Source organism: Streptomyces sp. NPDC026673, from assembly GCF_040638135.1.
GTDB lineage: Bacteria > Actinomycetota > Actinomycetes > Streptomycetales > Streptomycetaceae > Actinacidiphila.
The window spans coordinates 1-25,597 of record NZ_JBEZXR010000101.1 but is presented as its reverse complement, the minus strand read 5'-3'; the positions used below and the strand labels follow the sequence as shown (position 1 = coordinate 25,597).

General features: G+C 65.4%; 18 protein-coding genes and 2 pseudogenes. 5 read left to right on the top strand and 15 right to left on the bottom strand.

Annotated features, from left to right (window positions below; all coding sequences use genetic code 11):
* The first annotated feature begins 790 nt into the window (after positions 1-790).
* The 3 genes and pseudogenes from AB0F62_RS38575 (at position 791) to AB0F62_RS38565 (ending at position 3,178) form a co-directional block, all read left to right on the top strand.
* Positions 791-1,504, top strand: a complete 714-nt coding sequence (locus tag AB0F62_RS38575) for a transposase family protein (RefSeq protein WP_361810467.1) — start codon at positions 791-793, stop codon at positions 1,502-1,504.
* A gap of 791 nt (positions 1,505-2,295) precedes the next feature.
* Positions 2,296-2,628, top strand: a pseudogene (locus tag AB0F62_RS38570) (S8 family serine peptidase); the annotation flags it as partial.
* A gap of 55 nt (positions 2,629-2,683) precedes the next feature.
* The gene (locus AB0F62_RS38565) at positions 2,684-3,178 is read left to right on the top strand and encodes a S8 family serine peptidase (RefSeq protein WP_361810465.1); all 495 of its coding nucleotides are present in this window, start codon (positions 2,684-2,686) and stop codon (positions 3,176-3,178) included.
* Positions 3,179-4,346: 1,168 nt separating this feature from the next.
* On the opposite strand, the gene AB0F62_RS38560 is transcribed toward AB0F62_RS38565, so the two are convergent.
* On the bottom strand, positions 4,347-4,541 hold the full coding sequence (locus AB0F62_RS38560; protein WP_361810463.1) for a hypothetical protein: 195 nt from the start codon (positions 4,539-4,541) through the stop codon (positions 4,347-4,349).
* Positions 4,542-4,593: 52 nt separating this feature from the next.
* Between AB0F62_RS38560 and AB0F62_RS38555 the strand changes: the two genes are divergently transcribed.
* Positions 4,594-8,223, top strand: coding sequence for a S8 family serine peptidase (locus AB0F62_RS38555; RefSeq protein ID WP_361810461.1), 3,630 nt, complete (start codon positions 4,594-4,596; stop codon positions 8,221-8,223).
* A 1,296-nt stretch (positions 8,224-9,519) separates the two neighbouring features.
* Complete coding sequence (locus AB0F62_RS38550) at positions 9,520-11,880, top strand: SGNH/GDSL hydrolase family protein (protein ID WP_361810459.1); 2,361 nt, start codon at positions 9,520-9,522, stop codon at positions 11,878-11,880.
* Between the two features lie 654 nt (positions 11,881-12,534).
* Here the strand turns inward: AB0F62_RS38550 and AB0F62_RS38545 are convergent.
* The 14 genes and pseudogenes from AB0F62_RS38545 to AB0F62_RS38480 form a co-directional block, all read right to left on the bottom strand.
* Positions 12,535-12,711 (bottom strand): hypothetical protein, encoded by a 177-nt coding sequence (locus tag AB0F62_RS38545; RefSeq protein WP_361810457.1) that lies wholly within the window; start codon positions 12,709-12,711, stop codon positions 12,535-12,537.
* Positions 12,712-12,857: 146 nt separating this feature from the next.
* Positions 12,858-13,064: a hypothetical protein gene (locus AB0F62_RS38540; RefSeq protein ID WP_361810455.1), complete on the bottom strand. Its 207-nt coding sequence runs from the start codon at positions 13,062-13,064 to the stop codon at positions 12,858-12,860.
* Positions 13,065-13,079: 15 nt separating this feature from the next.
* Positions 13,080-13,283, bottom strand: a complete 204-nt coding sequence (locus AB0F62_RS38535) for a transposase (RefSeq protein WP_361810453.1) — start codon at positions 13,281-13,283, stop codon at positions 13,080-13,082.
* Between the two features lie 134 nt (positions 13,284-13,417).
* The gene (locus tag AB0F62_RS38530; protein WP_361810451.1) at positions 13,418-13,909 is read right to left on the bottom strand and encodes a MarR family transcriptional regulator; all 492 of its coding nucleotides are present in this window, start codon (positions 13,907-13,909) and stop codon (positions 13,418-13,420) included.
* A gap of 400 nt (positions 13,910-14,309) precedes the next feature.
* The gene (locus tag AB0F62_RS38525; RefSeq protein WP_361810449.1) at positions 14,310-14,537 is read right to left on the bottom strand and encodes a helix-turn-helix domain-containing protein; all 228 of its coding nucleotides are present in this window, start codon (positions 14,535-14,537) and stop codon (positions 14,310-14,312) included.
* A gap of 512 nt (positions 14,538-15,049) precedes the next feature.
* On the bottom strand, positions 15,050-15,760 hold the full coding sequence (gene cas6e / locus AB0F62_RS38520; protein ID WP_361810447.1) for a type I-E CRISPR-associated protein Cas6/Cse3/CasE: 711 nt from the start codon (positions 15,758-15,760) through the stop codon (positions 15,050-15,052).
* The gene (gene cas5e / locus AB0F62_RS38515; RefSeq protein WP_361810445.1) at positions 15,760-16,500 is read right to left on the bottom strand and encodes a type I-E CRISPR-associated protein Cas5/CasD; all 741 of its coding nucleotides are present in this window, start codon (positions 16,498-16,500) and stop codon (positions 15,760-15,762) included. Before cas5e ends, cas6e begins: the two co-directional genes overlap by 1 nt.
* The gene (gene cas7e / locus AB0F62_RS38510) at positions 16,497-17,693 is read right to left on the bottom strand and encodes a type I-E CRISPR-associated protein Cas7/Cse4/CasC (protein WP_361810443.1); all 1,197 of its coding nucleotides are present in this window, start codon (positions 17,691-17,693) and stop codon (positions 16,497-16,499) included. The genes cas5e and cas7e overlap by 4 nt, the downstream gene beginning before the upstream one ends.
* Positions 17,690-18,277, bottom strand: a complete 588-nt coding sequence (casB, locus tag AB0F62_RS38505; protein WP_361810441.1) for a type I-E CRISPR-associated protein Cse2/CasB — start codon at positions 18,275-18,277, stop codon at positions 17,690-17,692. Before casB ends, cas7e begins: the two co-directional genes overlap by 4 nt.
* 56 nt (positions 18,278-18,333) lie before the next feature.
* On the bottom strand, positions 18,334-20,064 hold the full coding sequence (gene casA, locus AB0F62_RS38500; RefSeq protein ID WP_361810439.1) for a type I-E CRISPR-associated protein Cse1/CasA: 1,731 nt from the start codon (positions 20,062-20,064) through the stop codon (positions 18,334-18,336).
* 716 nt (positions 20,065-20,780) lie between these two features.
* The gene (locus tag AB0F62_RS38495; RefSeq protein WP_361810437.1) at positions 20,781-21,044 is read right to left on the bottom strand and encodes a hypothetical protein; all 264 of its coding nucleotides are present in this window, start codon (positions 21,042-21,044) and stop codon (positions 20,781-20,783) included.
* Positions 21,045-21,490: 446 nt separating this feature from the next.
* On the bottom strand, positions 21,491-21,619 hold the full coding sequence (locus AB0F62_RS38490) for a hypothetical protein (RefSeq protein WP_361810435.1): 129 nt from the start codon (positions 21,617-21,619) through the stop codon (positions 21,491-21,493).
* 1,484 nt (positions 21,620-23,103) lie between these two features.
* Complete coding sequence (locus tag AB0F62_RS38485) at positions 23,104-24,165, bottom strand: alkene reductase (RefSeq protein ID WP_361810433.1); 1,062 nt, start codon at positions 24,163-24,165, stop codon at positions 23,104-23,106.
* A gap of 1,207 nt (positions 24,166-25,372) precedes the next feature.
* Positions 25,373-25,597: pseudogene (locus AB0F62_RS38480) on the bottom strand (amidohydrolase); the annotation flags it as partial.

The following is a 25,597-nucleotide window of genomic DNA, read 5'->3' as shown; positions in this document are numbered from 1 at the left end:
TGACATCCAGTGTCACCTTTCGTCTGACCGCAGGACGGACAGCCGTCCGTCAGGGTGATTCTGTGGCGGAACGTCGGGGCCGTCAAGCGAGGTCTGTGACACATTCGCTGGTAGGAGACATAAATTTCCTACAAACTCCAGCCCATGCACCTACGACGCACCGCATACACAGGGTGCCTGGAACCACGTCCGAGACTGGTCCCCTTCCTGGTGACCATATAACGTACCGATGTCCGTCAGGCGGCCAGGGGAGTTCAGTGATGGATCGGCCGAGGCATTCACCCCAGGACGTCCCATCGCCCGGCACGGCCCAACCCGTTTTCGAGACATATGAAGTCGCATTTTGGAATGCCGTAGTGGCAGCAGGCGGCTACTACGTAGGCATTCGTGTAGGGCCAGGACCGAGCGTGGACAGAGTGGAAATGAAGGGGCAGCCTCGGGGCGACGATCATCGCCTCCGCCACAGGTGGCGCAGCACCGATTGGAGCGTCGCGGCCATAGTGACTTCGGATTCGGTCGACATGACCGCCCGTGGGCTACCGGCCAGACCCTCGGAGCTAGCCGGCACGGCATGACGGGCGCCGCGTATCTTCCCATCGCCGATGAACCCCGCGGCCCCGCATGACGCCAAAGCACACCGAGTCGTCCCGTCTCACAACCTGGTGCGTGACACACTTCGGAACGACTTCAAGAAGGTTGTGCAGATCCTGTTCCCCGCGTCTGCGGGGATGACCCCACCGTCTCTGCCGCCGCTCTGAGCGGCCAGTCATTGCTCCCCGCGCCCGCGGGGATGGTAGTTGTGCCCCTGCGTGGATCGCGGCCGGTTTCCGGAGCAGCGTGGGCACCCACCCGCGCCTATGTGCGCGTGGTCATCGATCTCCTGGTCCACCGCGCGCTGGATCTGGCTCGCGCTCTGTGTGATGCCGAGGCGGAGTACGTGTCGGTGCACGACACGGTCGCCGAGTGTGACCGGTGCAACGACGGATGTGCCGACTCCTCCAGCACGCACCGCCGCCACGGTGTGAACCTGCAGGTCGTCACCGACCCGCGAGGCATGGCCGTATGGATCTCCCGCGCTCTTCCGGGGCGCACCCACGACGTGACCTCGGCACGCACCCATCGAATCGCCGCCACCTGTACCCATTTCACCATCGCCGCGCGGCCGACCTGGCCTACCTCGGCGCCGGCGGCACCTCCGCGACGGCGACCGGACGCCCGCCCTGCACGGAACTTACGGCCCGGCAGGGGTTCTCAAACCGGGCGCGCGCTCGACTCTGGTATCCCGTCGAACGTGGCATGGTCACCCTCAAGCGCCGGCGCATCTTCCGTCACGCTCGTTGCAACTCCAGCCGCCTGTCGTCAGCGGCCAAAGTCACCCTCACCAAGCCGCGGCACCACGGAGACGGTTCAGTGTGTCGTCCGGCGATGCTGGGCAGGCTCAGCGCACCGTTTTCACGCTCCCCAGCACCGACTGGTACGCAAGTCCCAGCGTGCCGGTCGTTGAACCCCGCGTCCGTAGGTCACAGAGCATGGCATCTACAATCTTTTATTGTGCATGATCCCGCGTCTTCGCCGACGCCTGTGGCTGCCCCCGTACCCCGTCGACCTGCCCGCAGTCGTATCCGACATGGCCAAGCCTCGTGTGCCGATTACGGCTGCACCCAGTCCGCCTGCCTCCAGGCCGCACGACGAGCCCGACGGCAACGCGAGCGCGATCGCGCCGCTGGACTGACCCCAAGAGTGAACTCTGCCGAGGCAGCTGATCACGCAACCCTGCTCCGTCGACGAGGGATGTCAGCCCAAGTGATCGCCGACGCCTCCGGAATCTCCGTTACTCTGATCCGCCGTCTACTCCGCTCACCCGCCAAGCGACCGCGCCGAATCTCGCGCACCACCGCCGACGCTGTCCTCGGCATCGCTGTCCCGCCACGGAGCGTACAAGGCGACAGCGGCTCACGGGACCTTACCGATGCCGCACACGCCGCCATCGTACTCACCACGCTCGCCGCGGTGGGCTGGCCTGCCACATACCTCGCCGCGCGCTTGGGCGTCACCACCCAGACCATCGCCGTCATCCGCGACCAGAAGCGCCCCCGCATCCGCATCCCCCTGGACCAGAGCATCCGTCACCTTTACCCGAAGCTCGCTGTAGCGTCCCCCGGCGCGGTTGGTATCCCGCCCGGTGCAATCGCCCGCACCCTTGCTTACCACCGACGTAGGCAAACCAATTCTGTGCAGCCACCGAACGCAACAACTTGAGAATTCGCCAAGGGCCGCCCTCGGAGGCGGCTCTCAGTGCAATGCAGACTTTCCGGATTCCCGTTGCTCGCCAAGAGCCGTGGCAAGGAGTTCGCGAGGGAGCGCACGATCACAGCGAGCCGCTTCAGCCCCTTGAGGGCATCGAGCGCCCGGCAGCAGGGTTACACCGCAAAGGGGGTGAAGGTCGCGGTCCTGGATACCAGGATCTCTCGCGCACACCCCGACCTGGCCGGGAGGATCTCGGCGTCGAAGAACTTCAGTGACGCAACGGACGCCGATGACCATGCAGGCCACGGCACCCACGTGGCGTCCACGATCGGCAGCGGCGCCGCTTCTGGGGGGCGGTACCAAGGTGTCGCCCCCGATGTACGCCTGCTGAACGGCCGACGAGGGCCGCGGCAGAGACTCCTCTGTTCTCGCCGGCATGGAATGGGCTGTGCGGCAGGACGCGCGGATCGTCAACATGAGTCTGGCAAGCGGGATCAGCGACCGCACGGACTTGCTGTCTACCAAGGTCAACGAGCTTTCAGCCGGTTTGGGGCCCCTGTTCGTCGTGACAGCGGGCAACTCGGGGACCACTGAACCCGTTGAAGCGCCCGGAGCCGCCGACGCCGCGCTTGCGGTGACCAGCACCATCAAGCGGGGCACATCGAGTTCGGTTTCCAGCCGCGGCCCTCCTGTCGGCAACTTCGGGCTGAAGCCCGTGATCCCCGCGCCTGGCGAGGAAATCCTCGCTGCGCGCGCGGGGATCTCTGCCTCAACTGCTGGGAAGCACCCCGTACGTCGGGCTCTCGGGAACGTCGATGGCCAACACGTCGCGGGAGCCGCAGCTATCGTGGCCGGGGAACACCCCGACTGGACGGGCACACCAGATCAAGGCCTCGCTCACCGGGGCGGCCAAAGCGCTCAATGGAATTGAAGTCTCCGAAAACGGCGCGGGCCAGCTCGACCTTAACGGGGAAACCAGCCAAACCGCCCGCACGCTGACACCGACCATCGGTCTCGGTCGACTGCCCTGACCGCATGACCCTACCGAGCCCACCACGGCAGAGGTCCGCTACATCAACGCGTCCGCATCCTGATCATCCGAGGCCGAGAGGCGTGAGGGGGCGATCAGTGTGGACGGCATTGTGGTGGAGGCACCGTCGCCGTGATCGTCACTCCGACCGTTTGCATGCCTCCCATTTTGAGGTCGCAGGCATTCACCCCGCGGGGCGGGATGTGGGACCCCAGCCGGGGAAGCGCCCTCGGTGAAGGTGGTGTCGCGGACATGGTGCAGAGCCTCGATCCCCCAGTGGTCGCGGACGCGTCCGAGGAGCTTGGGCTCCGAGGCCTGCCGGGGGCGAGCTTGTGGCGGCGTAAACCGTCCTGACAGTGGTCTCGCCGGTCTCGTACTGTCGGTCAGGCCTCGGGTGTGGCTGACCCAGCGTTTCCACGTAGAGGTCCCATGGCCTGCGGCGGTTCGCAGCACGAATAGGCGTTCCCGACAGCTTCGTTCAGCTTCCCCAACCAAGTCCGCCTGGCATGACGATTTCATGGACGGCGCATAAGTGACCGAATCGTTCGACGGACACACATCGAAATCACTTCAAACATCACGTGTCGGGCACGATTCGCCTTCTCGCTTCCCTGTCGCACTGAACATCGGAGGGTCACCGGCAACCCGTGTCGCGGTTCGGACATGGCGCACTTGTGTCACCCGCCGGTGGTAGCAGGTCCGCTTTCCTTAGCGGATGATTCCGAACAGGCGGTGAACTGGCGGTGCAGGGCAATCATGGTGACACGGGGCCACTTGACGACAGACATACCGATTCCCGGCTGTCGAGGAGCACCAGCCGTGCATCGCGGCCTCGCCGTCGCGGCCACATCGAAATCCGTGACGTCACCAACAGCTCTCAAAGCCGCGACAATCACGCACCTCAAATGTTCTGTGGGCTTGCCAACCGTACCGAGTCGACAACGCATCAATCCGGCCCAGGTGGCCGAAATATGGAACTAGCAAGGATTAAACAGTCCGGTCACGGTCCGCCGTATGCCACTCGTCTCGTATGTCGCAGTGCGGCGCGTCAGGCTAACAGCCAAGCCGATCACTGAATAGCACCACGCTCCGTAACTGAAAGGCCATACACACCAATGAGACGCACCCGCCCTTGGGCGGTGATATCGATGTCGGCGATGTTGGCGACGGCTGCTGTGACGCCCGCTTCGGCCCAGTCCCCGCTGGTGACTGGAGCGCGCACGCCGGTATCGCTCGACGGATCAACCACCGTGCGCTTGATCACCGGCGATCGGGTCACCGTCGGTGACGCGCCAAACGGCAAGAAGACGGCCTCGGTGGAACGTGCACCGGGCCGCGAGAACGTCTTCTTCCAGATAGCCGAGAAGGAGGGCGCGCTGACGGTGCTGCCTTCCGACGCGGCGTTACTGGTCCGCGCGGGGCGGCTGGACGAGGCGCTCTTCGACGTCGCGGCCCTGGTCGCCCAGGGATACAACGAGGTGCACACCGACGCCCTGCCCCTGATCGTGTCGACGCCGGAGGGTTCTGCGCGTGCGACAGCCAAACGGGCAGCTGCGCTCGCCGAGTTCAACGACGATGCCTCCGAGCCGCCGCGGCAGCTGCCGAGCATCGGTGCCCAGGCGCTGCACGTCGCCAATCAGGATCTGGCGGGCTTCTGGAAGCAGCTCGCGCCTGCGATGGGGGCCTCCGCGGAGCGTACGGCTGCGGCAACGCCGAAGATCTGGCTGGACCACAAGGTGCGCCCCACGCTGGACCGCAGCACCGCGCAGATCAACGCACCGGCCGCGTGGGCCGCCGGCTACCACGGCAAAGGCGTCAAGGTGGCGGTCCTGGACACCGGCGCCGACCAGAAGCATCCCGACCTCGCAGGCCGCGTGGGCCAGGCGAAGGACTTCTCCGGCAGCGGTTCGACCGAGGACCACTTTGGTCACGGCACGCATGTTGCCGCCACCGCCGCCGGCAGCGGTGCCGCCTCAGGCGGCCTGCGCAAGGGCGTCGCACCCGGCGCCGACCTGCTGATCGGCAAGGTCCTCGGGGACGACGGCTTCGGCAATGAGTCGCAGGTCATCGCGGGCATGGAGTGGGCCGCGGCGCAGGGCGCCCAGGTCGTCAACATGAGCCTGGGCTCGGACATGGAGACTGACGGCACCGACCCCATGAGCCTGGCGCTCAACGAGATCTCGCGCAGCAGCGGCGCACTCTTCGTCGTCGCCGCCGGCAACAGCGGCCAGCGGGGCGAGATGACGGTCGGGTCGCCCGGCGCCGCCGACGCCGCCCTCACCGTCGGCGCCGTCGACCGGGACGATTCGCTGGCCTCGTTCTCCAGCCGCGGCCCGCGCCTCGGCGACAAGGCAGCCAAGCCGGACATCACCGCTCCGGGCGTCGGGATCGTCGCCGCACGCGCCGCCGGAACAACGATGGGCATTCCGGTCGACGACTACTACGTCTCGGCAGACGGCACGTCGATGGCCACGCCCCACGTTGCGGGCGCGGCAGCTCTGCTGGCCGGGCAGCACCCGGACTGGAGCGCGCAGCAGCTCAAGGACGCGCTGATCAGCACGTCCCGTACGGTGCCCGGCCAGAAGCCGACCGAGCAGGGCGGCGGCCGTGTCGATGTCAAGGCGGCGTTCACCGCCCCCGTCACCGCCACCGGCACGATCGTCCTGGGCCCGTTCGACCGGGACGGATCCCCGGTGGAGCGGGCCGGGGTGGTGCGCTACACCAACCACTCCGGCAAGGAGATGTCGCTCGGTCTGCGGGGTGCGCTGACGTCCACGGGCGGCAAGCAGCTTCTCGCGCAGGCGCTGACACTGAGCGCTGACACCGTCCGGCTCGCCCCTGGTGCGACCGTTGAGGTGCCGGTCAGTGTGGACCCGGAGAAGGCGGGCCGCGGCTCCTACTACGGCTACGTCACCGCCACGTCCGCCGAGGGAGTGTCGGTCCACACCACCGTCAGCCTGTGGGTGCGCGCCCCCATGCACAAGCTCACCGTCGAGTCCTACGGCCCGAGCGGGGAGTCCATCATGTGGACTCTGGTGGACCTATTCGGAGGGGATGCGGAGGCCAGGTTCATCAGCTTGGACCCCTTGGCCGCAGAGGTCGAGGAGGGCATCTACCTGGTCGGTGGCACTCTGGCGGAGGACCGGGGCGACGGCGTCCGAATCATCCAGGTCGTCGAGCCTGAGGTGAAGGTCACCGGCGACACAACCGTAATCCTGGACGCGCGCAAGGCCAAGCCAGTGCGCGTGCGCACTCCCAAGCCGGCGGAGAGACGCAACAACCTGACGTACCAGATCCACCGGGCTATCAACGGGGTGCCAATGACCTTGGGGACGTACTACGAGGACGGCGGCGGGTCCGTTGACCTGTATGTGAATCCCACGTCCAAGGTCACCGAGGGCAGGTTCGAGTTCAACTCGCGCTGGGAAATGACGGCGCCCGAGCTCACGGCCGATGTCCGAGGCGCGGACTTTGACCTGAAGCCGTACTACGCCAGGCAGTCCATGCCGTTCCGCGCGGATGGGGAACGGCTGATCGCCGTGGATGCGGGAACCAGGGAACAGTCGGACCTGCGGCCGAGCACTGTGCGGGGCAAGCTCGCCGTCATCCGCGACGATTCCGCGATGGACGGGTACGACCTGGCGGAGACGGCCGCGAAGGCGGGTGCCAAGGGTCTCGTGATCGTCCTGCCCGGCGGGTTCACCGCTTGGACCCGTTGGAGGCCCATGGATGCCCGCTCCGCGATCCCGGTGATCCGACTGACTGCGGCCGACGGAGTGAAATTGCTTCGATACATGAAAAAGCACACGCCCGTCATCGACATCGGAGGTACCGTCGAGAGCCCGTACCTGTACGACGTGACCGCTCAGTGGCAGCAGGTCCCACAGGACGTGACGTACACCGTCTCGGACCGCAACATCGCGCGGGTGAAGGCGTCCTACACGAACAACAGCTCGCTGGGATGGTCCAGCGAACAGCGCTTCAGTTGGCGTCCCTACGCCAAGGTCGCCTGGGAGACCTCGCGCTGGGTGCCAACAGGCCGGACGCGCACCGAGTATGTCACCGCCGGGGACACACAGTGGATGCACAACGTCGACTTCATCACCGGGCTCGACCTCTTCTACGGCGGGGCTCTGCAGTCGGGTCTGCGTGACGCCCCCCGTACCTTCGCGGCGGGCGAGAAGGCCGAGGAGGAGTGGTACCGGGCCGTGGTGCGGCCGTCCATCCCGCGCGGCTGGGGCCGTCCCGCCGTACGTGACGGTGACATCCTCAGCCTGGCGATCCCGGAGTACACCGACGCGATGGCCGGCCACTGGGGCCGCCGGCAGGTTCCCTCCAGCGGAGGCGGCATCGGAAGGAGCGAAACGCCCGGGACGGCGGACGATCCCTCTTACCCTCAGGGCGACTCCGTGGCGGCCGCGCTCTACCGCGACGGCGAGAAGGTCGGCGAGGGCGCGGGCGCGTGGGCGGACTTCCACGTCCCCGCCGGGAAGGCCGACTACCGACTGGACCTGACGACGGAGCGCAAGACCGAGTACTGGCAGACCGGTACCCGGACGGCCACGTCCTGGACGTTCCGTTCGGACACCGCGGCGGAGAAGACGCTTCTGCCTCTCCTCCAGGTCGACTACGGGGTCCCGGCCGACCTGTGGAACACCGTCGGCGGCGGCAAGCGGCACGACCTGGACCTGACCGTCAGGCACCAGGACGGTCTGGCCGCGCCCACCGGCGTCAAGCTCCGGGTCGAGGCGTCCTTCGACGGCGGCACGACCTGGCAGGGCCGGGTCGGCGTCAAGGACCGCGGCCACAACTGGTTCACCGCCACCATCGAGCGGCCCGGCGACCGTCGGCAGGGCGCCTACGTGACCCTGCGGGTCACCGCCTCCGACAAGGCGGGCAACACGGTGCGGCAGACCGTGGAACGGGCGTACCTGCTCGGAAAGTGAGCACGTGAGCACGTGAACGGGTGCCTCCGCGGAATCCCCGTGCAGGCACCCGCCGTGAGCGGCGCGGCGGGTGCCAGGGATGCGATCCCTGGCACCCGCCATTCTTCGCATGGGTCCCATGCCCGGCGGGCCCGACGTGCCCGGGCAGGTGCGGACCCTATGGGTTTGCACGGTCGGCCTCGGCTGGTGGCGCATCATGAGCACGCAGCCCGAGCCAGAGACGCCAATCACTCGACCTGGGATTGCGTGGTCGCGGACCCCGATGTCCGCGGTCAAGACATCGGGATGGTAAACGCCGACCGGAGGCGGATAACGCGGTCATGGGGGCCCCTGTCAGGCGAGGTCATATCCCCCGGGGCGGTCGCAGTCGAACAGGGATCCGACCGGGGCTTCTGACCGTAAGTCATCTTGAATGATTGGCTCAAAACCCCGCCGGAAATACCGTGATCACTCTCACTGTCGGGTGACGTGCCAACCCGGAGTCGGTCTGCTGGTTGCCAATAACCGCCGAGCCGGCGGGAAACCTGCCGTCGCCGTCTCGGTGGCGACTGGAGGCCGAGAGCGACGCCACCCACCCCTTATAGGGGTTACAGTTGCCCCTGCGGTACAGCCTCCCAGACCAACCTGAGCGGAGGCAGTCAATAGCCGCACCGGAAGGTAGTGATGGGTCGCGAGGAAACCCTGCTGACATTACTCAACAGCCAGCCACCGCGAATAGCGCAATGCGGACAACTTGGCCACCCATGCCGCAGGGCAACGGTGGCTACGCACCCACGAAGCGCACGGGTCGCCGGTCGAACTTCAGGCTGCCCGTCACGCCAGATACCTGCTACCAGGGATCCTTCGCGGCCAATCCGCGCCCTCCGCACTGGCCCGCCTGCTGACGGCCGCCCGACGTGAGCCGCGCCTCGGAGTAAACGGCGTGGACTGGATGTCGGTCGCGAACGCCGACCGGCGACTCGCCGTCGACGCAGTCCTCGCATGGGGCAACCCGACAAGGGAAGCACCTGGACGCTTGCGCGCGTGCACCAACCCCAAATGCACTCTGTTAATACTCAATCAAAGCCGCATCAATTCTCGTCGCCGGCGCTCGATGACGCCTGCGGAAATCACATGACGGCCCGACGTCGCCGTTTCGGGGCGACCCGGATGTCAGTCATGCACCGAGTTCCGCCCGCATGACTCCTCCGGACCGCGTTCCCAAGCGAGCCCATCCCCTCAAAAAATGCTCGACACATTGAGAAATGGAAGAACAATATGCGGATCAGAGTCGCTGCCGCTGCAGCACTCTTGTTCATGACCACATTGCAGACGGGCGTATCCTCCGCAGCGTCTTCTTTCAACAGTGCTAGGGGAACCCTGGCCAATGATTTCGCGGATGTCCCCTGGACCGGGACGTGGGGCGCTGCGATGCAGGACTCCGGCCAGACTTTCGCCAATCAGACCCTCCGTCAGATCGTGCACACCAGCATCGGGGGATCGGCTGCCCGCATACGCCTCTCAAACCGTTACGGCGCTCAGCCTGTGACGCTTTCCGACATCCACATTGCGGAGAGCGCAGGCGGGGCGGGCATCAAGGCCAGTACCGACACGAAGCTCACTTTCGGCGGGACCGCGTCTGTGACCATTCCCGCTGGCGGTGAAGTGGTGAGTGATTCAGCCACTCTCAGTGTGGGACCCGAGTCGAACCTCGCCGTCAGCCTCTACGTGCCCGGTACAGCAACAGCCACCCGGCACACTTCCGCTCACCAGCAGAACTGGTACGGCACGGGCAACCAGACAGGGGCCTCATCGATCGCCGATCCGGGCGGCACCACCTCGTATTCATTCCTGAGCGGGCTTGAGGTACAGAGCTCCAGTGCCGTTGGGTCTGTGGTGGCTTTCGGCGCCTCCATCACCGACGGCGACAACTCCGGTACCGGCTCCAACACACGCTGGCCCAACCTGCTGGCAGCACGTTTGAACCGCGCCGGCTACCGGATCGGTGTGATCAACGCGGGTATCAGCGGTAACAACATCCTCCAGGACGGAGGCGGCGAGAAGGCATTGACTCGCTTCGGGCGAGATGCCCTCGACCAGCCGGGGGTACGCTGGGTAATCTTCTCCGACGATGCCCTCAACGACCTCAACAACAGCTCGCCGTCTGTCGGTTCTCTGACCGACGCGCTGGGCCGTCTCATCGCACAGGCGCACGAGCGGAACGTCAAGTTCTTCTGTTCGACCCTGACCCCGGTGGTGGGGACGGCCGGCTGGAACTCCGAGAAGGAGGCCAAGAGGGAGGCCATCAATGATTGGCTTCGCAGCCCCCAGAGCGGCTGCGACGGCATTGTCGACCAGGCAACGGCAACTGCCGACCCACGGGACCGGACCCGATACCTGCCTGCTTACGATTCCGGTGACCACCTGCACCCCAATGACGCGGGCATGGAGGCCATCGCGAATTCCGTTCCCCTGGACCTGTTCGGCTCACCGACAGAAAATCCCGTTGGCCTGCCGCCGGCACTTCCCGCACTCAGTAATGCCTTCAACAATGTGGCGGTGTCGTCCGATGGCGACACCCGCGTGGAGGGCATCGATGGTGACGGAGCAAGCTACTCGGCCCAGGCGCTGAACGAAGTCGGGCTGGTGGCCGGTCACGCCGTGGAGTATGGCGGCGTAACCTTCACCTGGCCCAACACAGCCGGCACCAAAGCGGCCGACAACGTCGTCTCGTACGGTCAGACAATCGCCGTCCGCGGGTCGGGCACAACACTGGGATTCCTGCTCGCCGGCACCTACGGCAGGGCCACAGGCACCGGCACCGTCAACTACGCCGACGGTACGCAGCAGGTGTTCACACTCTCCGCACCCGACTGGTACGGGGACAGCACCGGCTCCGACGCCATCGTCGCCACGGCTGCCTACCAGAACCGCCCAGATGGCAACCGCTTCAACGTTCCCGCAAACGTTCACTTCGCCGGCATCACCCTGCAGCAAGGCAAGACAGTGGCCAGCGTGACACTTCCGAAGATCAGCGACACGGCCGTACCCCACCAGCAGAGCATGCACATCTTCGCGATGGAGGTTGCGGCGCAGCCGCTCAAGGCATTCTTCAACAATGTGGCGGTGTCGTCCGATGGCGACACCCGCGTGGAGGGCATCGATGGTGACGGAGCAAGCTACTCGGCCCAGGCGCTGAACGAAGTCGGGCTGGTGGCCGGTCACGCCGTGGAGTATGGCGGCGTAACCTTCACCTGGCCCAACACAGCCGGCACCAAAGCGGCCGACAACGTCGTCTCGTACGGTCAGACAATCGCCGTCCGCGGGTCGGGCACAACACTGGGATTCCTGCTCGCCGGCACCTACGGCAGGGCCACAGGCACCGGCACCGTCAACTACGCCGACGGTACGCAGCAGGTGTTCACACTCTCCGCACCCGACTGGTACGGGGACAGCACCGGCTCCGACGCCATCGTCGCCACGGCTGCCTACCAGAACCGCCCAGATGGCAACCGCTTCAACGTTCCCGCAAACGTTCACTTCGCCGGCATCACCCTGCAGCAAGGCAAGACAGTGGCCAGCGTGACACTTCCGAAGATCAGCGACACGGCCGTACCCCACCAGCAGAGCATGCACATCTTCGCCGTATCCGCTGAGGCCCGCACCCGCAAGGGCTGAGCTCCCTTCGGTAGCAGTTCCACGCGGTTGCCCTGGCCGGGGGGGGGGGAGCGCTCCCCCGGCCTTCAACCTTTGTCCCATCGACCTCGGCGCATGCGCGGGGGCTTGGCTTCCCGGAGCCGGTACCGCATCGTGAGCCCGGACTGCTGCTCACTTGGAGTGGTGCGCAGCAGCCGTCAAGTGTTACCTGGGCGCCGCCACGAGCACATACGCGATCGACAACTGGCGGCCACTGCGTCGGCGATGGTGCCACTCTGAGCGGTCGTTGATTCTGTTTCTGATAGCTGCGTGCCTGGGCTGCTCGAGGAATCCCTGGCGAGCGATTCGTCCCAGGCGGGAATGGGTGACGCGGACCGAAGGCTCGTCAGTGGGCAGGCCGAAATGCTCGTGCCGGTCGCGGACGCGGAACATCTGCTCGGGGCGGTCGTTGAAGGCAGTCACGATGCGCTGCTGGACGGTGGCGGTTCCGGGAGGTCGGTGCGCAGTCGGGCGGGGTGAGGCCCTCGATGACTTTGCGGGTCGCGTCGGCGAGCTCGGCCAAGCGGTCCCCGGCGAGGGCCGTGGCAGGCTGAGTGATCTCCTCGCACAGGTCGTTGACACGCGCGGTGCCCTCGTCGTGTTCGGTCTTCAGCAGCCGCAGGGGGTCGGACACGTTCACGCGGCCAGTTCCACGTCGTCACACCAGGCCGGGGTGGGGGTGGTGAGATGGCGGAGCATGCCGGCAGTGGAACCCCGGTAGACGCGCGAGGCCACATTGTCGGGCCGATGGTCGTAGTCGCGGGTGCGGCGGCGATGGAGCATGAGGGTGCCGTTGACCTGCTCGCCCCCCACCGTTGTGGTTGCGGGGCGAGGCCTCTTCCGTGATGGCCGGGGTTGCGCCAGATCAACTCGACAGTAGTGCCCTTCACCGCTCCCTGGGTCATCACCGGTTCCTCGAAGCCCTGGTCGACCAGGGCCTTCTCCAGGCGAATCCCGCGTCATTCGGCTGCCTGGTTCAGCAGGGCGATCCCGGTCTCGCTGTCGTGTGCGCTCGCGGCCAGGACCACCACGCCGCTGATCAGTCCCATGACGTCCACGGCGAGCTCACGCTTGCGGCCAGGCGCCATTTTGTTCACATCCAGTCCCGTCGTCGTCGCCTGGGGCACCCCAGCCGTCACGCGGACGGACTCCGTGTCGGTGATCACCAGCGACGGGTCCTCTTATCGTCTGGACCGCTCCCGAGCCCGGCAGCGCAGAATCCCCTGCATTCGCTGGTCAAGGCCATCCTCCCGCCACAGGGTGAAGTAGTAGAACACCGCTGACCAGGCCGGGAGATCCTGCGGCTGGAGCCGCCACTGACAGCCAGTCCGGTTCCGGTAGAGCAGTGCGTTCACGACTTCGCGTGTGTATAGCACACGTTCCATGTGGGTCAGGCCATGCGCACGTCATTGCAGGATGGAACCGCCCCATCACTCCCGAACGGTCGACGCCAAACCATCCGTAATAGGACTCGAAGGCCTCTCAGATGTCCGTCAAGCGGACCAAGTCCAGCCCGAACTCACAATGGTTGAGTGCGGGTTGCCGAGCACTGGGAGCGCCCGCCCTGCAAGTTCTCCACCACTCGAACCAGCAGCGCGAGTTCCGGATCGCGCGCCGCCTCCTTCATGGCCACGTGTAGCGCCGCGTTGTATGTTGCTCGGGCCTCCTCCAGCAGTTTCCAGCCGGCCTCGGTCACGTCCGTGTAGATGCCCCGCCGGTCGGTGGGGCAGAGGTATCGCTCAAGCAGGCCGCGATCCTCCAGGCGGGTGACCAGACGGCTCGTGGCGGACTGGCTCAGGACGACGATATCCGCAATCTGGCGCACCTGCAGATGGCCTCCCTCGCCGTCGTGCTGACGGCTGAGGACGTCCAGAAGAGAGTAGTCACGCACGCTCAGACCATGGTGGGTCCGCAACTGCCCTTCGAGACATCCCTCAATCCGTCCGTGCAGAAGCGACAAGACGTACCACCCCTGGGTGAGGGCGTCCGGCACCGGATCGGTGACTGTCATCGAGGGTCCTTTGCACAGTTGTCCCCCTGCTGACCCAGATAGATCGTCACATGGGGCACTGTCGCGGCCACCATGATTGGCTTGGTTTATGGGGTCCGGGGATGTAAGGCGATTATGCATGGGTTATGCCTATGTTGCGCTGACGTTCGGTGGCCAATAGAAAAGCCGCAGGTGGGAAATCATCCTTCACGGTTTCACACCACCCCGACATTTCGGGGCATCCTGCAGGCGAACTCGTCCGACATAGGGACGGGAAGCAAGAAGTGAGTAAATGGGCGTCTTCACAGGCTCCATCGCCACGGTGGGGCCACCGGACTGACCCAGTTCGCTAAACCTGGATGGTTCCCGGTCCATCTTTCGCCGTAGGCCGCCGCATCTGTGCCGGTCAGCACCAAACCTCTCATGCCTCCTCCCAGGGGCGACCTGGACGCTTCACCCCGCCTCGGGGGCGAAAGACAACCCCGGCGGCCAGTAGAAGGCGGCGAATGTACCCATAAGAGCGGTCGGCCTCCCCGGCCAGTGCGCGGATCGAGGCCCCTCTCTCATACTTTGTCTTCAGTTCTGCAGCAACCTGAGCACGTGCGATGCCTGTCAGGGTGCGGGCTCTGGGTTTTCCGGTCAACATCATTATCCCTGGTTGATCTGCGACTCGAGTTCCTCTAGGTGATCGGCCAGTTGATGTGGCGGTAATGGCTGGACAAAACACGAACACAGCACGCCGATCGGGGAATCTTCATCACTGTGCTGAGGTTGTCGGAATATTAAGGGCGCTTGGACTCTGCTCAGGACAACGAAGACACCGCAACACGTGGTCCCCGATGGCCCAGACGTCCGTGGGGTGGCTGCGAAGTGTGCCGAACCTCGGGTGGCATGGCGTCCATCCACGCCATCTGGTGACCCGGTGCGGCTGACGGGGATGCAGGGCCGCCGACCGCACCGGACTGTTCGATTGTATCGAGAAGAGATCATCCAGCGCATGGGACCCGTTGAATTCACCACGTTGGCTTGGCCCTGTCCTTATAGTCCCCACGGTACGGTCGGCTTTCAGGCACCTCGGGGCGTTGGGCAGCGGCCAGGGAAGCGCTGTGGTGAGCCGCCGGCGCCAATACAGCTGGCCTGCGACCAGTTGGGATCGGATCGTCACCCCAAGGGAGCGAGAGTCATCAGCCCGCAGCCATACGCCTTGGCCTTTCCGATACCGGCGGTCAGGACACGGCGCAGGGCTTCCGGTTCGGTCACTTCCAGTCGTCCGTCATAGGTGACGGTGGTGAGCGTGACGCGGCCGTGAGAACCCCGTTTCCCGAAGTTCAGGCTGCGCTGGTCGCGAATGATGGCTTGGGGTTCTCCCTCTTGGCCGTTCAGCCGCTCGTCATGGGATGCCCCCATGATGCGGAACCCACCGGGCTCCTGGCGGGCCAGGAGCCACCGCAGTTGGTGCCTGGGAGTGAGGTGGGCGGTGCGCTTGGTGGTGGGTTGGCCGTCCCTCGTTCGGACGTAATGGACGGGGTTGGCAGTCAAGCGGAAGTTCCACCTGGTTCCCTTGTCCAGGCGTTTCAGGAACGGAGTGTATGCATGGGTCTGCCAGCCGGCAGTTCCGGAGGCTCCAGCGGCGGGCCAACCGGCCTGCTCTACCAGGTGGGTGAGGTCGGGGCGCTGGGGGCCAACGACGTAGAGCAGGACTTCGGCCGTCGCATTGCGATCCAGCCGCCACAAAACCCTTGGAGACTGTTCGGAGGTGGGCAGGACGTCGGGGAAAGAGGACATCACGGCGGCGTGCATGGCCTGAGGGTTGGACAAGATTCGACGGGCGCCCAGGCGTGCGGTGTTAAAGCGGAAGCGAGTGAGATACATCAAGCGCCTTCCAGATGTCCAATGGGATCGTGCGCGGGCACGGCGGCGATCTCGCGAAGGCGAGCATGGGGGTTGGTGACAGTGATGCTGGTGGTATGGACGGTACGCAAGGCGTAGCGACGATGACGTGCCGCGAAGCTCAGTGGCTGGTCCCGAAGGGCGTCCCCGTCAAGGGCTTGTCCGACGCCAGTAGGTGCGTCCAGGTGCGCTGCAAGGCGGACGTTCGCCAGATGACGAAGGCGCCTTTGGTGCCATTCGGCGGCGTGCCAGGGCTCGGCCGCAAGCACAGTGTGAAGGTCTGGCGCGTTATGGTGCGCTCCCAATTCCAAGGCTCGGGAAGGCGGGCAGGAACGACGGCCTAGATAGGGAAGATAGACGGGGGCCCGCACGGCGGCGTGAAGCCTGTCGATCAGGAAGGCAGGCCCTTCCACGGCCGCCACAAAAACGGCGTCGGCAAGGTAGTGACGCTCGGAGAGCGGCATAGCTTCGCCGGTGTCGAAATGGTGGGCGGTGTGGAAGTCACGCAACGGGGTCCCGGGCTGGTCGATTCGTACGCCGAAACGGAGCTCGGCCAACTCCGCAAGTCCCGTTTCGTCCTCGCGGTCCAGGCCCATGGCAGCGGCAAGCAAGCCGAGCACGCCGCTTTTGGTGGGGGCAACCTCGGTGGTCCGACGAGCGAATCGGGCGGTGGCCCCCCACGACTGCAGCGGGCCGGCCAGTTGCAGACTCAGTACACTCATGCCCGCCGCTCCAGGCGGCCTGCAACGGCAGCGCCAACCGATTTCACCAGCACGGGAAGGCTGGTGACTTCAGCGCCCAGGCCGGCCAGCGGGGTGGTGTCGAGCCCGATGCGGAGCACCCAGGTCTGGCAGTTGTCGTCACCATATGCACGCTCAATCTCGGGAGCATAGGCGGCCAGCCGGGCGCACGCCTGTTCCATGTGCCCGCTGGAAATGTCGGCGGTCACCGGCTTTTCGAAGGCGGAGACGAAGCTGATGGGACGGGTGGCGCGAAGCTTGACGACGACGACGTCGGGAAGAGTGTGGTTGGCAAAGGTGCTGATCTTGCCGGTGGGCAGCGAAGAGACGAAAGCCTCGAGGAATGCCTCAACTGCGCGGCGGACGGGGGTGACCGGCGCCTGGTCGACGTCGAGGCCCTTGCCAAGGTTCCTTTCCAGCAGGTCAACGTCAAGTGCGGCGTAGCGGTAGAGGGTGGCGGAGTTGAAGTCGACGGTGCCGATCATGCCCGCGCCGGGCTCGGCGTCGGTGTTGTGGTCGTCGACGGCGGTGAAGTAGTCCGACTCGATCTCGGTGCGGTGGACGCTGAGAGCGTGGGCGACCTGGGCGGCGGCGTCGACGCTGATGTCGGTGGAATCGGCGACCATCCGCCCGAAAAGTGCGATGTCCACCGAGTGCCGGCTGTCGACAATCCTCCTCGCCCGGGCCTTGACCTCTTTGTCCTTCAGGAAAGCCTTGATGTCGCCGCCGCCTTCAGCGGCGAGCACGGCGAGGTGGTCGAGCTGACGGGAGCTGAGGAACATCAGGTAGGCCGACTCTGGCGGGGGCTCGAGGCTGCCGTGCTTCTTGGCCGCCTCCACCTTGCGCTTGGGGGGCTCGATCTTGGATCCGGTGGCGGCCTGGAGCACCTCGGCCGCTACGGCAAGTGCCTCGGGACCTTGCAGATCCGAAGTGAGGTTGGTGATGCGCTCGGCGAGCACCTCGGCAACACGCTTGGTGCGCACGCCCAGCTCGCTCGGGTCCAGGACTTGGTCGAAGTAGCGGCGAGTGGCACGCTTCCATGCCTGACTGGACACGCGGGCACGAGTGGTCCCGCCATAGACGGCAGTCTTGGGTGCGCCAGTGTCATCGCGATTGATGCTGCTCGGGGGCACGTTCTGTAGGGCGTGCACATCCAGGATGATGCGGGCGGTCACGAGGCGTCCTTCGGGTCAGTCATGGTGGCGGCCCAGTCGGTCTGGGTCGGGGTGCTATGGCATCCGGTGTGGAAGGATCGGCCCCATGAGCGCCGGATCCTGTCGGGTCCTTCGGGCTGCTGCCAGTGGTAGAGCTGGTCGGAGAGCCGGCTGTAGTCCAGAGGCAGGCCCCGGCTACGCAGCAGTAGAGTGATCTCACGCAGGCGAGCGGCGAGAGCGGGCAGGGACGATGCGGCGCCGGCGCGGATGAAGCGTTTGCGAACCGGATCGTCGACCTCGGTGCGGGACATCAGGCGCCGAACCGCGGCGCCGAGTTCGTCGCCACCCGAACGGTGCATGCCGGTGCGCCGAGAATGTTGATGCAAAGACCACAGGGCAAGTGCTGTGTAAACCGCCGCGCAGGCCTCATCGTGGCGTAGCGCCGGGTCGGCGTAGAGGGGCTCGAGGTCGATCAGTCCCCATAGGTCGGGAACGCGGGTCGCATCCATTCCGGCGGTTCGACGTAGCCGGGCCAGGGTGGCAACGGCACCGGGCCGGTCGTCGAGGTAGTCGCGCTGGAGTCGGCCGATTTCCTGCCCGGCCAACGTGCCGACTGGACCCGGTTCGGGCCGGGGCCCGGGCGGTTGCGGGGAAGTCGTGGTCATACGGGCAGCCTCCGGGAACCGACACCAGCATGGGCGATATTGTCCGGTTGGTGGGCTGGAACAACCTGGGCAGCGTTGAGGGCTCCAGCACGTGTGGTGGCCAGCGGCAGGGCTCTGTCCAGGCGAGAGTTGAACCATAGAGTGGCCCGCTCAGCGTTCAACCATGTCCAGCCCTTGGCTGTGGGAACGAGCCGGCCCTGCCGACTCGCTTCACCGACTGCGTTGATGACGTCGTCGGCGAGGTGGCTGATGATCCGACGTGCGGTGTGTTGCCAGTCAGCGCGCAATTGCTGAGGGTCGTCACCTTCGGCCATGGCATCCAGCCACAGCCGGTAGGGGCCATCCAGGGCGGCGTAGGCAGCGGCGCGAGCGGCGAGTTTCCGCGACTCGGATGTGCTTCCTGCTGCACGGGCGAGGTCGAAAGCCAGGTCGCCAATGGCCAGGGCGGCGCGGTCCGCATCAGCAACGGCAGCCACCGCCGTCTGGCCTGGGACCGGGTCGGTATCGCTCAACAGAAACAGTGCCAAGGACACCGCGTCACTGGTGGTCTCGTCAATCACCGACTGCTGCGTGCCGTAGACGGCACCGAAGGTCCGTATTCGCAGACGCAGCCCCTGGTGCAGGATCCGCTCTGCTTGCAGGCGCGCGAGCCAGTCCACGATGCCGGGCCGGACGTCGGACGCGGGTTCGACGCGTGTGGAGGCGTCCGAATCGCCGGGCGTGATGAGAGCTTCCATTCCTCGCCAGGCTGCACGGGCCGGATCGTGCTCGTGTGGCATGTACACCAGCGGCTGCTGGAGCTTCTTCTCCTGGGCCTGGCTGCGGCGCCAACTGGTCATCGGCTCTCGGAGGTACTTGTTCTGTACCGCCAGCGGGTCACCGTAGGTGAGGACCACTCCGTAGACGCCGTCTGCGTCGGAGTGAAGGAGTAGTCGGCGGGACTGCCAGGTGTACAGGTCGCGCGGGCCCGACGGGCGCACGCTGAGATCACCGGCTGCGCCAGGACTCGTGGGTGGGCGCCGCCAGGCCGGCTGATCCTCGGATTGGGGAGGCTGGTGGTCTGTTGCGATGAGGTTGAGCAGGAGGGTCTCGCGCAAGGTGGTGCCCTCAGCCAGGACGCCGCCGAGGTTCCCGGCCCAGGCGACGCCTTGCGGATATGCCTTGCCTCCCTTGGCACGGGGGTCGCCGACCACGCCGGTCTTGATGCCCGAGGTGTCGTAGGCCTGAGCGTGGACGACCCAGCGGGCGGCCTCGGCGAACGACAGCCGTTCTACACCGGGAAGGCGGGTCGTGAAGAACGGGACGCCATTGGGCACATCGGCAACGATCCGGTTCAGCGAGAAGACCTCGCCTGACGCACTGCGCAGCCCGACGGTCTGGAAGAACGGGCTGACGGGGTGCAGAAGATCGAACCGTTCGCAGTGTTCGGTCAAGTAGCCATCTGTGGCTGCAAACGAATCGGGGTCCCTCCATAGATCGGCCCACGAGTCAAGATCCCTCGGCCCGTCCAGGGCGTCGTGGAGGACCGCCAGCAGGAGCCGAGTCAGGGAGAATTCCAGCGTGGGCAATTCGCCCGACAGCCGTCGCACCTCCTGCGCGCGCACGAAGATTTCACGCAGGGAGAACAGCGCTTCTTCCCCTGTCGTCAGTTGCACTGGCAGCCACGGCTGGCTCGTCAGGTCGAAGGACAACACGCCGCCCGAATCGCACCGCGGTTCAACACTCACATCACACCTCGAATCCTTCTCTGGGAACGGGACTTTCTCCGGAAGTCCTCCGGCCTGGTCTCCCGCGCGGCCACCGGATAGCAGAATGGATCACCGGATGGTCCGAACTCCTCCCTCGGGTGCGAGGCAGGGATCCGACGTGAGGCATCTGTGCGCACCCGGCCTAGAACGCCGTTGCCGGCGAACCCTCCACCGACCGTTACACGACCACCACCGCAGAGCCTGGTGGACGGCGGCGATCCTGGGACCGGATCGCGCGGTTGTCGTCCGGCGACACCGACTGGGCCTCGTAGCCATCCACGGTTCGCCGGCCGGCTTTGCAGCCCCAGCCGGTACACTCCATCCGAAAAATCCGCACACTTCGAATATCAACCAAAATAGAGCAACGCCCAAGGCACCGAGTATGCCTCAATGAGCGTGGTGGCCTTGTCCTGCCGGAGGGATTATCCCCGCGAGTGCGGGGAACAGGCGTGCCTGGCGTTCGAGCGCCAATCCGACTCGGGGTCATCCCTGCTCATGCGGGGAACGAAAAGGAAAGAGTAGAGTAAGAGCGCGAGTCCACCTCTAGGCCCGGGGAATGATTACCTTCATTCCATCGTGCGCCGCTCGAATTGCGTGATGCACGTCGTGACCGCCATAGAAGCCACGCACAGCTCGGCAACGATCACCAGGGGTCTTCTCGACTCTCCCGTTCAGAAGACCGGCACGATCAGTCATCAACTCTCAGTAGCTGCCTCCCACAGCTTCCCGTTCTGATAAGTGACGTACATGTCGCCGCCGCCGGTAATCACGAGAGCAGCGCCGTTGTGGCCGGCGGTTCGGCTCGACCATACCGGCGACCAGTCCGCGGTGTAGACGACGAAATTTCCGTCGTCCTGGAAGACAGCCCTGGCCCCCTGCCCATCCGTCCCGCTGGACCACTTCACCGCACCGTTGTACATCAGGACCAGGCTTCCTCCCGAGTCCATCTTGAGAGTCACTGGGCCGTTGTTGATGGATTCCCCCAAGTTCAGAACCCTGGTGGCTGATACCGTCAACGGGGCTGGTGGGTCGATCTGATGTTTCGGCGGCTGCAGGCTCTGCCCATTTCCGGGCTTATGGTTACTGGCCCCACCGCCAGTTGATCTCGTGGCAGACGTTGATGGGTGGGTTTCACTCTGGGAAACGCTGGGCGTCACCGACATTTGGGGTATTTCCCGGCCTGCGGAGATGCTGATGGACGGTGTCGGCTGTCCTTCTTCGGCAACGACTCCCGGGTCGTCGGCGTCCGTGATTCCGAAGGTCGGTGCGTTGGAATCGTGCCCGGTTTCATTACTGCTCAAAGAAGCAGCGACCCCGGTCAAGACCGTAACGCCCAGCACGGCTCCGGCAATGAGCCCGATGCGCCCACGCTTTCGGGGACGTTCACTGCTCTCTTCGGGGTCGACTATCGCAACTCTCGCTGCCGGCCCGTCGCCGATTCCCCCGCCTCGACGAGTATCGCGGGCAGCCGCTCGAGTGCCACCTCGGCCTGCTTTTCCAGTGACGACAGGCCCATCAGCCCAGGAAGTGTCAATCAATGCTTCTGCAGCAGGGGAGGATTCTGTCGCCGAATTTCGGGTCTCCGCGACGCGACTTTTTCGGACCACTCCCTGCAACACCTGCTCGACTCTTTCCCGCGTCGAAGTGTTCAATTCTGATTCAGGGATGCCTGAACTCACGCTCTCTGGCTGCGCCATGTCGACAGGTGCGGAGGATTCACTGTCATCCGAAGTCGACGGCCTTCCCCTGCGGGGCAGGGGAGGCCGTTGCCCCGGGGTGGTGCCCCCACTAGGAGCGGACCCGAATGGAGACGGCATGGACGTTTCCCCTCATTGTTCGACGCAAAGAATCATTCCCCAGGGGCATCGTTCCGCGGTTCTGCGACACAGCAGTCGGAACCGGTCATGGACCACGCCACTTGGATTGACATCTGGCCAAGACACCGCGACTCCAATTGCGGCTTCTTTAGCCATCACAAAAAGTGCACGATGACACCCTCAGAGCCCGACATCACAGCCAGGATGCCTCGCGAGTATCGGCGGCCGACAGTTGGTCAGTTGCCCCGGGTCCGGCGACCGTGGTTGCGAGGGATTCATCTTCATGTTGCTTACGGTTCATTTTCTGGCAGGCGGGACTGGTCGGGCGTAGCGCCCGCGTTCACGGCCGAAGCCTTGTCGCGATTGGGTGATCGACTCGACAAGCCTTCCCGCGGGCCGTTCTATCGTAACCCCTACAAGGGGGTACTCTGAGGCGGGTCTCGTCAGTGGATATACGCTCCAGAACGCGAGGACCCGGTTGCACTGAACTTCCAGGGCGCTCGCGGTGAGCGAAGATCCGGTTGACGCTCTCACCAGAACATCGCTGACTCGAGCTTGCCTCTACACGCCTCGATGCCATCACAGGGCTGGCCGCAAACGTCGGCCGCCACCCCACGGTTCCGGTGATCGCATGCCGTCCACACGTCTTGAACGCACACCTGTATTCCTGGCAGGTTTGGCAGCAACAGTCGGCACTGCCGACACGGATGAGATGGTCACCAGGCAGCCAAAGCCGTTGCGTGACCCACCAGGAACCCACCAACGACGGTCGCTCGCGTTGCCGCTCGAGCTGCACCCGGCGATGGCCGTCCCCGCTTTGGTGTTCGACCGATCCTGCGATCGATCGGCCCTCGCTGCCGGTGCAGCCGAGCCCCGGCTTGGGCCCGGCTGCACCGCTTCACAACTCTACGCACCCATGATCCGCGGTGGGTGAGCGACCGCGGTGTGCGAATAATCGGCGATGTTCCGTGCCAACCCGCGGCGTAACGACGGCTCCCCCGGCTCCCGCCCGGTCAGCCTGCTTGCCGGCGATGAACGATGCTCGGGCCGATGAACGGGACCAGAGGACCGTAGACCACTCTGTCCACTCCCGCGCCGGCCAGAGCACGTCACCCGGATTCCCTGACGAACCATCACATTCGACGTAGCCCCCGAGACCACTGACCGGGTGAGATGGGGACGGACTCGCCTTCGCGGCCCCTCAGAAGGTGTGGCTGGGGTAGTCGGTGTAGCCAACCGCGTCGCCACCGTAGAAGGTGTCGGGATCCGGAGTGTTCAGTGAAACGCCGGCACGTATCCGCTCGACCAGGTCGGGATTGGCCAGTGCCATCGTCCCGACGGTCACGACGTCAGCGCGTCCGTCAATGATGTCCTTTGCCCGTGCGGCAACATCCGAACCCGCACGGTTGAGCACCAGCGTGCCCGGCCAAACTCCGCGCAGGCGGTCAAGCAGCTCGTCATCACCAAGGTGCATGATGTGCAGGTAGGCCAAGTCCAAAGGAGCAAGTGCCCGGACCAGTGCGGGATACAGCTCGTGAGTGTCCTTCTCCTCAATGTCGTTGAGCGTGTTGGCCGGGGAGATGCGCAGGCCCGTACGCCCGCCGCCGATCTCATCGGCCACCGCCTTGGCAACCTCCACGGTGAACCGAATCCGGTTCTCAATGGAACCACCGTAGCGGTCGGTACGGAGGTTGGCGTTGGACGAGAGGAACTGGTGGGGAAGGTAGCCGTTGGCACCGTGGATCTCCACACCGTCGGCTCCGGCAGCAATAGCCGCCGCGGCGGCACGGCGGTAGTCATCCACCGTCCGGGCAACCTCGTCTGTCGACAGCTCGCGCGGTTCCGGCATGTCCTGCAGGCCAGTAGGTGTATAGATCTCCCCGACCGGGCGCACAGCCGACGGGGCAACCGGCTGGCGCCCGTGCGGAGTGTTGTCGGGGTGGGCGGCCCGCCCGACGTGCATCAGCTGGATGACGATTCGTCCTCCCGCCGCGTGAACCGCGTCCGTGACCTTTCGCCAGCCGGCAACTTGCTCATCGGTGTGCACTCCGGGAGTCAGCACGTAGCCCTGCCCGTCCTCGGACGGCTGAGCGCCCTCGGTGATGATCAGCGCAGTCGAAGCCCGCTGGGAGTAGTACTCGGCAACCAACTCGGTGGGGACGCCGGCCGCAGTGGACCGATTCCGAGTCATGGGTGCCATGGCCAGACGGTGCGGAAGGCCAATCTCGCCCGCCGTGGTGGGGCTCCATAGGATGTCAAGCATCGAAAATCCTTTGACGAGTTTGTAATCGACCAGATATCCAGGCAGTCCAGGCTCATAAATCTCGTCGCTTTCAATTGCGCGACCGGCACCAGATATTGACTATTCGAGGTCGCGCCGATGAGCAGTTCACCAACAGCCAGGGCGACCGCGGCGGCGAACTACGCATACAAGACGAGTACATTCATGCCCGCGGTTGCCATGGACCACCGTCGGGCATCACCTGGAACTGCATGATCAGATCAATGCTACGCAAGTCAATGTAATATGCGCCAATCTTTCTTCCTGTGATTCAGGCCACCTCAACCGGAGTTATGGGTATCAGACCGTCATCACATCCTGCACTCAGCGGTTCGAACCAACCGTCAATTATGGAACGGCCCCTTCAAAGAAACCGCGTCAGGGCCGGAAGGGGTCCACGCACCACAGGATGACTTTGGCGGCAGCAACGGCAGCAAGGGCACCCTCAGTACCTTCTGCCCGGCGTGGAGGGAGTCCGCCCGCTCACGTTCCGCTCTACGCACCGTGGACACGGTCCCAGGCGTTCCAAAATTTCGCTGTGTTGAACGACAATGCCAGCCAGCCGATCGAACATCCGACTGATGGCACACCGACCGTGATCCCCACAGCCACGGGTGAACATTCCCAGCCCTAAGTCCGCCACGGGCATCGGCGAAGGGACGGACTTTTGTGTTGATATCGTCCAAGGCTCGCCAGCAGACGGCATGAACCGGGTCCCCGCAACTGCGTGCGGGGACCCGGCTGACGCGGAAGGGTTATCCGAGTGGCATCCGCGCAGTGGCCATGTGGCCGCAGAGAACACTACTGGACCCGCGCTGCAACCCGATCGTGCCCCTCGTGGGACGAAGAAGCCCAACAAGCGCGCGGCCGCAAAACACAGTCCACTCGGCCGCCGCCGATGAGCGGCCGCTGGCACGGTCCCCTGGTGGGGGCCCGACAAGCGCGCGCCGTCGACACATAGTGCTCGTGCAATGACGGCCGCCACGGGAGGTGCGAGACCGACTCATGGCAATTCCGGACCTGGAAGGCAGGCACGCCACATGCGGATGAGCGTAGGGATCCCCTTAATGTCAACGACCTGCGCGTGCCGTCGGTTACCCCGCACGCCGTACTGACAGTCGCCGACCGGCAGTGGGAGCTGTGGCGCGGCTGCGGCCGGTGAAACCGCGGGTGGGTTCGACGGCGGAGGTCACGCGGGGTGCTCCCGCTCCAGCGCCTCCAGCTCGCGCAGCGCGGCCGGTTCGTCGAGGGTGAGCAGCACGCGGTCGCGCATGAGGACCCGGCCGTCGACGACCGTGTCCCGGACGTCCGCCGCGGCGGCCGCGTACGCCAGCATCGACCACGGGTCGTGGCGCGGCGTGAGGTGCGGGCCGCCGAGGTCGAGGACGGCCAGGTCGGCGCGCTTGCCCGGCTC